This window comes from Rhodococcus sp. BP-241 (genome assembly GCF_019836145.1).
GTDB lineage: Bacteria > Actinomycetota > Actinomycetes > Mycobacteriales > Mycobacteriaceae > Rhodococcoides.
On sequence record NZ_JABUEI010000010.1, the window covers coordinates 153,172 to 159,303 of the forward strand.

Here is a 6,132-nt window from a genome sequence, read left to right on the forward strand (position 1 = left end):
ATGGTCGGCAAGTTCGAACGCAACAAGGACACCGTGCAGGAACTGACCGAGTCCGCGGCGACCCACGTCGGACGCATCGCGGTCATCATCGCCACGGCAGTCCGCGACGTCACCCGCGAGATCGGTGACCTCGTCACCGACGGCATCGAGATGAGGGAAGCGTCGCGCCGGGCACAGTCCGACACGCGCACCTTCGAGGTGATCGAGGGGGACTTCGAGGAGTCGTCCAGACGGTCGAACGGTCGCTGACCCGGAGCCTCACGACGGCGCCGCACCCATGACGGGTGCGGCGCCGTTGTCGTGTGGGCCGGGCTGGGACTCGCGCACCGCGGTTCGTCTCACGCACTGCCCATCGGGGGAGCACCACGCGAACTGCGCCGCGGGGTATGTGCGCCCGGCATGGGTGCGCACGGCGGCGGGGTCGGTCACACTGTCCCGATGAAGGTGACGGACGAGGAGCGGCGCAAGATCCTGGTGCACCGGCATGCCGTGGGTCTGGGGTCGTCGCTGACGCCCGAGGGCGTGGTCCAGCGCATCGTCGCGCTCCACGCCACGGATGCGGCGAGCGTGTCGTTGCAGGTTCTGGCGCGATCGACCACCGCGACCCTGGACGACGTGCGCGACGCTCTGTACACCCGCCGCTCGCTGGTGCGGGTCATGGCGATGCGCCGCACCCTCTTCGTCATCGACAAGCAGTTCATGCCCGTCGTGCAGTCCGGTTCGAGCGCCGGGGTGGCCAGAACCCTGAGAACGCGTCTGGCGAAGCAACTCTCGACCCTGCCCACCGACCCGGTGATCGATGACGTGCCGGCGTTCCTCGACCATCTCGAGTCGGGTGTCGATGCGGCACTGGCTGCGTCGGGCACCGCGACGGGAGCCGAGTTGTCCACCGCCGTACCGGAACTGCGCACCGCGTTCCTCCCGACCACGGACAAGAAGTACGACGTCCGTCGCTACGTGACGTCGTCGCTGCTGACGTTGCTGTCGGCGGAGGGGCGCATCGTGCGCGTGGAACCGCGGGGAAACTGGACCTCGCGCCACCACACGTGGGCACCGGTGAGCGCGTGGTGGCCCGACGGTGTGCCGCCGATCGAGGAGGCGGATGCGCGAGTTCGCCTGGCGCGCACCTGGCTGGAGGCGTTCGGTCCGGCGACTCCCGAGGACCTCCAGTGGTGGACCGGATGGAACAAGGGTCACACCGTCAAAGCCCTCGCCGCTCTCGACGTCGAGGAGGTCGAGCTGTCGTCGGGTGGGGGAATCATGCTGCGCAGCGGCGACATCAGCGGTGCCGACGGGGGTGTGGCGCTGCTGCCCGCGCTGGATCCGACGCCGATGGGGTGGAAGGATCGGCGATGGTTCCTGCCGGACGAGTACCGACCGGATCTGTTCGACACGTTCGGCAACGTCGGCCCCACGGTGTGGTCGAACGGCCGGGTGGTCGGCGGTTGGGCCGTATGCGGCGCCGGTGAGGTGGTGTTCCGGTTGTTCGAGAAGGCCGACGAGGAGCAGGTCGCGGCGGAGGCTGCACGTCTCGAGACCCATCTCGACGGCGCGTCCATCACCCCGACCTTTCCGACTCCGCTCGAGAAGGCGCTGCGGACAGGATCAGGGAACTAGGCCTGCACGCCGGGCGGCGTGCGCGGCTTCGTGTCTGGTCGACGCGTCGAGCTTGGCCATGATCGACTTCATGTAGCTCTTGACTGTGGACACGGTGAGGCCGAGCTCCTCGGCGATGGCGATGTTCGACCGGCCCAGCGCCACCAGCGACAACACGTCCCGTTCGCGGGCCGTCACGTGCGGAGCGGACGGTGTCGGTGCGGCGGGTTCCAGGAAGGCGCGCATCGAGTCGAGCACGGACGTGAGCTCGGGTGCGTCCGACCGTGCCGCGACTGCCCGCAGCCGCGTGTACGTCTGACGGACGTCCTCGCGCAGCCGGTCGGCATCGCGCCGCGCCTCGTCGACGGCGAGGTCCTGGCCCAGAACCCCCGCTTCGAGGGTCAGCACGTCGAGCACGCGATCCCCGATGTGCCCGGCCGTGTGCATCGCGCCGTAGAGCACGCCGACGGCTGTCCGCCCGACGACGACGGGGGCGGCGATCATGGCGCGCAGGCCCTCGGCGGAGATGATGGCGTCATATCGGTGGCTGATCTTCGGAGTCCGCATGTAGTCGTCGAGCGCGACGGTGCGATTGACCTGCAACACCTTGCCGCCGAGACCGTGACCTGCCTCGAGTTCGACACCGTCGAGCGCCCCGACGGACTGCCCGGCGAAATGGCGCAGTGTCAATCGCCGTCCCGCGGTCATGACTCCGCCGAAAGCGAGCGTGACGCCCGAACCGGCGCGCAACCGGTCCACGGCGGCGTCGAAATGTGTGTCGATCATGTTCTCCGTCTTCCTACCCTCTTCGGAGGGTATCGGGCCGCGAGTGTTCCGCGCCACACTCTCACCATGACGACCTTGACCGACGATGTCGCACGCCTGCTGGCGACCTACGGATCCGCCGACGCCGACCTCGCCGCCCTGCTGTGCGACGACCACGACCCGGCGGCGATCGCGTTCACCTTCATCGAAGGCGATCTCACGGCGCGCGACCTCACCTACGGCGAGCTGCACGAGCTGTCGGCGCGATTCGCGACGGGCCTCGCCGAGATGGGCGTCGGCCGGGGTGACCGCGTGGGAGTGTTGATGAGCAAGCGGCTCGAACTGGTCGTCGCCCTGCTCGGGCTCTGGCGACTCGGCGCGGTGCACGTCCCGCTGTTCACCGCCTTCGCTACTCCGGCGATCGCGATGCGCGTCGAGGCCGCGCAGGCGCGCGTCGTCATCACCGAGACCGACCAGCGCGAGAAGCTCTACTCGATCGAGGGCATCACGGTGATCGAGACGGGGGAGGGCTTCGACGCTCTGGTTCGTGAGCACGAGCCGATGGCGGCCTCGGTGGCCGTGGGCGGCGACGGTGTGATGATCCAGCTCTTCACCAGCGGCACGACGGGGAAGCCGAAGGGCGTGCCGGTGCCTGTGTCGGCGCTGGCGTCGTTCGTTGCCTACATGACCTACGGCCTGGACGTGTCCGAGGACGACGTCTTCTGGAACGCCGCCGACCCCGGCTGGGCCTACGGGCTCTACTACGCCATTCTCGGCCCGATGGCGATGGGCCGTCGCAGTCTGATGCTGCATGCCGGCTTCACCCCCGCGCTCACGGTCGCGGTGATGCAGAAGTTCGAGGTCACCAACTTCGCGGCGGCGCCGACGGTGTACCGGAGCCTGAGCAAGGACCCGTCGGTCGGTGGCATCACGTTGCGACGGGCGTCGTCGGCGGGGGAGCCGCTGACGCCGGACGTTCTGGTGTGGTCGGAGTCGGCGCTCGGCGTGCCGGTGCGTGATCACTATGGCCAGACCGAGCACGGAATGGTCATCGTCAACGCCTGGCACGACGCGGTGCGTGAGCCGCTGATCCCGGGGTCGATGGGAAAGCCGTTGCCGGGCTTCACCGCCGGAGTCGTCGAGGATCAGATCGGCTTCGAGGTGGCGGGCAGCCCGCTGATGTGGTTCACCGGATACGTCGACGCTCCCGACAAGACAGCCGAACGGTTCACCGACGACGGGTCCTGGTACCTGACGGGCGATGCCGGACGCATCGAGAACGGCTCCTACTTCTTCTCCGCGCGTAACGACGACGTCATCATCATGGCCGGCTACCGGATCGGGCCCTTCGACGTCGAAAGCGTTCTCGTGGAACACCCGTCGGTCATGGATGTGGCGGTGGTGGGCCAACCCGACGACATCCGCGGAGAGGTGATCGAGGCGTACGTCGTTCTGGCGGAGGGCGTCTCGGGTACCGCCGAGTTGGAGTCCGAGCTGCAGCAGCTGGTGAAGTCCAACTTCGCCGCGCACGCCTACCCGCGCACGGTGCACTTCGTCGACGCACTGCCCAAGACGCCCAGCGGCAAGGTGCAGCGCTTCCTGCTGCGCCGGAGCCGTCAGCCGGGCAGCAGCGCTCGGAACTCGGGGCAGTAGGCGCCGATCGCGGTACCGACGATGGCGCCCGCGGCGCTCTCGTCCCATTTGCCGCGGCTGCCCGTCGTGACGGCGTCCACCTCGGCGATCACCGGCTGCCCCTGCTGCAGTTCGGCGCAGATGCCGCGTCCGAGAATCTTCATCGTCTCCGGGTCGGTGTACTCGATGGCGCCACTGTCCAACCCTGCGATGAAGAGGTCGTCCGCGGCGACGGCGTCGGGCCCCGTCGGCACGGAGGGACCGGCCACCGACGGCGTGCTGGGCGCCTCGGACGTCGAGGTCGCCGGAGCCGGGTCGTCGGCCGGGGGTGTCGCCGGGTCACCGCCGCACCCCGCCACGCTCAGAGTCGCGAGGAGGAGAAGGGTAGCGGTGCGGCGGGTCACCGGTGCGACGTTACCGCTCTCGTGGTGATCCAATGACCGCGTGAAGCGCACCCACGACCGCCGCCGCGATGCCCACGTGGCGCTGGGTCTCGCCGCTGTGGCGGGCTTCGTCGACGCCGTCGGCTTCCTCGCTCTCGGCGGCTTCTTCGTCTCCTTCATGACGGGCAACACCACTCGGGCGGCCGTCGAACTCACTGCGGGACATCTCGGTGCGGCGTCCGTCGGGCTCGTGGTGATCGTGTCGTTCGTGGGCGGGGTCGTCACCGGGTCGCTCGTCGGCGACCTCGCCGGCCGGCGTCGTAAGACCGTCGTCCTCCTGCTCGTCGCGGTACTGCTGGCGGCGGCCGGCGTCGTGCACCTCGGCGGCGGCGCGACCCTGGTGTCCGCTCTGATCGTGGCGGCAGCGATGGGCGCCGAGAACGCGGTGTTCGAGCGGGACGGCGGCATCAGCCTCACGTACATGACCGGGACGCTCGTGACCATGGCACGCACGATCGCCGCTCGGATCCAGGGGCGCAGCTCGGAATCCTGGGTCCGCCCGCTGTTGATGTGGGCGGCGCTCGCGGGCGGAGCGATTCTCGGCGCCGCGGCCTTCGCGATCGTCGGACTCGGCGCACCCGTGGTGGCGCTGATCGCGGTGCTCGTGGCTGCCGTCGTCGTCTTCTCGATGGGCGAATGAGCGCCGTGGTGCGCCTACGCGAATCGCTTTCAAGACAAAACACCCCGTTGACCGGGCTGTGTCGGGAGGTGGACCTGCTACTTGCAGGCGCACCGCACCGCGGAGAACCGCAGGTCAAGGTAGAGAAACACAACTACCGACCTCAACGTCGGCTGTCCGAGCCTGAGCTGGACCAGCTCGTTGCGGAGTACATGTCTGGCAAGACAGCACCGCAAGTCGCCGAGTTGTTCGGGATCCATCGGCAGACTGTCGCCCGGCTGCTCGCGAGCAGGGGAGTGGCGACTCGTTCGCGAGCTCGCATCGACGCAAAGCTGCTCGCTGAGCTGACGTGGCACTACGAGCGAGGGAAATCCACCGTGGAGCTGGGCCGGCAGTGCGGCCTCGCGGCCAGCAGCGTCGGCAAAGCCCTGAAGAAGTCGGGTGTAACGCTGCGGCCACCCAAGTTCAACCGGTGGACAACCCGAGATGAGGAGACGTAGTCAGGCAGCTCTGTCCTGGGCGTCGTTGTTCTTGCGGTCCTCTTTCTGGATCTCGATCGCCAGTGTGACGATTGCTCGTGCCAGTTGGCGCAGGTCAGGATCGGGCCTGATGACTGATCGAACAGCCAAGGCCCTGCCGCGGCACCTATGGACAGCGCGGCGGTACAAGTATCGCCTTTGCCTTGAAGTCAGCCTCTCGACACGTCAGACCAGCCCTCCGACCGTAGACACAGCGGCTACCTAGGGGGAAGTCCGCAATCGGTAGGTCTAGACGGTCTGACCGCACCGGCAGAAGACCTAAGCCCTGTCTTCGCACGCCAACTCGGCCACGCTTGATGCACAGATAACTCCTGCTCAGACGTTCGCTCTAACGCACGCGCGCACTGATTGCGGGTGGCGCGACACTGTGGTAAGCCCTACCACGTATCGAGGACGCGCACGTGTAATGGTCAGGGACGTTGTGGACGGCGTGGCGACAACAGATAGGTGAGGACCTCCGGTATCGGTGTGGTTACCACAACTGCACCGACAACCGAGAGGTCCTCGTGTCCCACGCTAACGCCTCCCTCACCCCGAA

7 protein-coding genes are annotated in these 6,132 nt (G+C 68.0%); 5 read left to right on the forward strand and 2 right to left on the reverse strand.

Translation table 11 applies throughout. From position 1 onward, the window contains the following. Together HQ308_RS18735 and HQ308_RS18740 are read left to right on the forward strand one after the other, a co-directional pair. On the forward strand, window positions 1-249 hold the full coding sequence (locus HQ308_RS18735) for a hypothetical protein (RefSeq protein WP_027505620.1): 249 nt from the start codon (window positions 1-3) through the stop codon (window positions 247-249). 189 nt (window positions 250-438) lie between these two features. Continuing rightward, window positions 439-1,617, forward strand: coding sequence for a winged helix DNA-binding domain-containing protein (locus HQ308_RS18740; protein WP_222647482.1), 1,179 nt, complete (start codon window positions 439-441; stop codon window positions 1,615-1,617). Here HQ308_RS18740 and HQ308_RS18745 read toward each other — a convergent pair. Then, window positions 1,606-2,382, reverse strand: a complete 777-nt coding sequence (locus HQ308_RS18745; protein ID WP_222647483.1) for a LuxR C-terminal-related transcriptional regulator — start codon at window positions 2,380-2,382, stop codon at window positions 1,606-1,608. The genes HQ308_RS18740 and HQ308_RS18745 overlap by 12 nt on opposite strands. A gap of 66 nt (window positions 2,383-2,448) precedes the next feature. On the opposite strand from HQ308_RS18745, the gene HQ308_RS18750 reads away from it, so the two are divergent. Next, window positions 2,449-4,014 (forward strand): AMP-binding protein, encoded by a 1,566-nt coding sequence (locus HQ308_RS18750; protein WP_222647484.1) that lies wholly within the window; start codon window positions 2,449-2,451, stop codon window positions 4,012-4,014. Here the strand turns inward: HQ308_RS18750 and HQ308_RS18755 are convergent. After that, complete coding sequence (locus tag HQ308_RS18755; protein ID WP_222647485.1) at window positions 3,978-4,397, reverse strand: DUF732 domain-containing protein; 420 nt, start codon at window positions 4,395-4,397, stop codon at window positions 3,978-3,980. The genes HQ308_RS18750 and HQ308_RS18755 overlap by 37 nt on opposite strands. 40 nt (window positions 4,398-4,437) lie before the next feature. On the opposite strand from HQ308_RS18755, the gene HQ308_RS18760 reads away from it, so the two are divergent. Both HQ308_RS18760 and HQ308_RS18765 read left to right on the forward strand, forming a co-directional pair. Further along, entirely contained in the window at window positions 4,438-5,076 is a 639-nt protein-coding gene (locus HQ308_RS18760; RefSeq protein ID WP_027505624.1) for a YoaK family protein, read from the forward strand. Continuing rightward, window positions 5,073-5,555, forward strand: coding sequence for a Hin recombinase (locus HQ308_RS18765; RefSeq protein ID WP_222647486.1), 483 nt, complete (start codon window positions 5,073-5,075; stop codon window positions 5,553-5,555). The genes HQ308_RS18760 and HQ308_RS18765 overlap by 4 nt, the downstream gene beginning before the upstream one ends. Window positions 5,556-6,132: the final 577 nt, after the last annotated feature.

Bases quoted from the DNA above. Each gene is read 5' to 3' on its own strand.
- HQ308_RS18735 (WP_027505620.1), top strand. From the start codon at position 1: ATGGTCGGCAAGTTCGAACGCAACAAGGACACCGTGCAGGAACTGACC.
- HQ308_RS18745 (WP_222647483.1), bottom strand. From the start codon at position 2,382: ATGATCGACACACATTTCGACGCCGCCGTGGACCGGTTGCGCGCCGGT.
- HQ308_RS18750 (WP_222647484.1), top strand. From the start codon at position 2,449: ATGACGACCTTGACCGACGATGTCGCACGCCTGCTGGCGACCTACGGA.
- HQ308_RS18765 (WP_222647486.1), top strand. From the start codon at position 5,073: ATGAGCGCCGTGGTGCGCCTACGCGAATCGCTTTCAAGACAAAACACC.
- HQ308_RS18740 (WP_222647482.1), top strand. From the start codon at position 439: ATGAAGGTGACGGACGAGGAGCGGCGCAAGATCCTGGTGCACCGGCAT.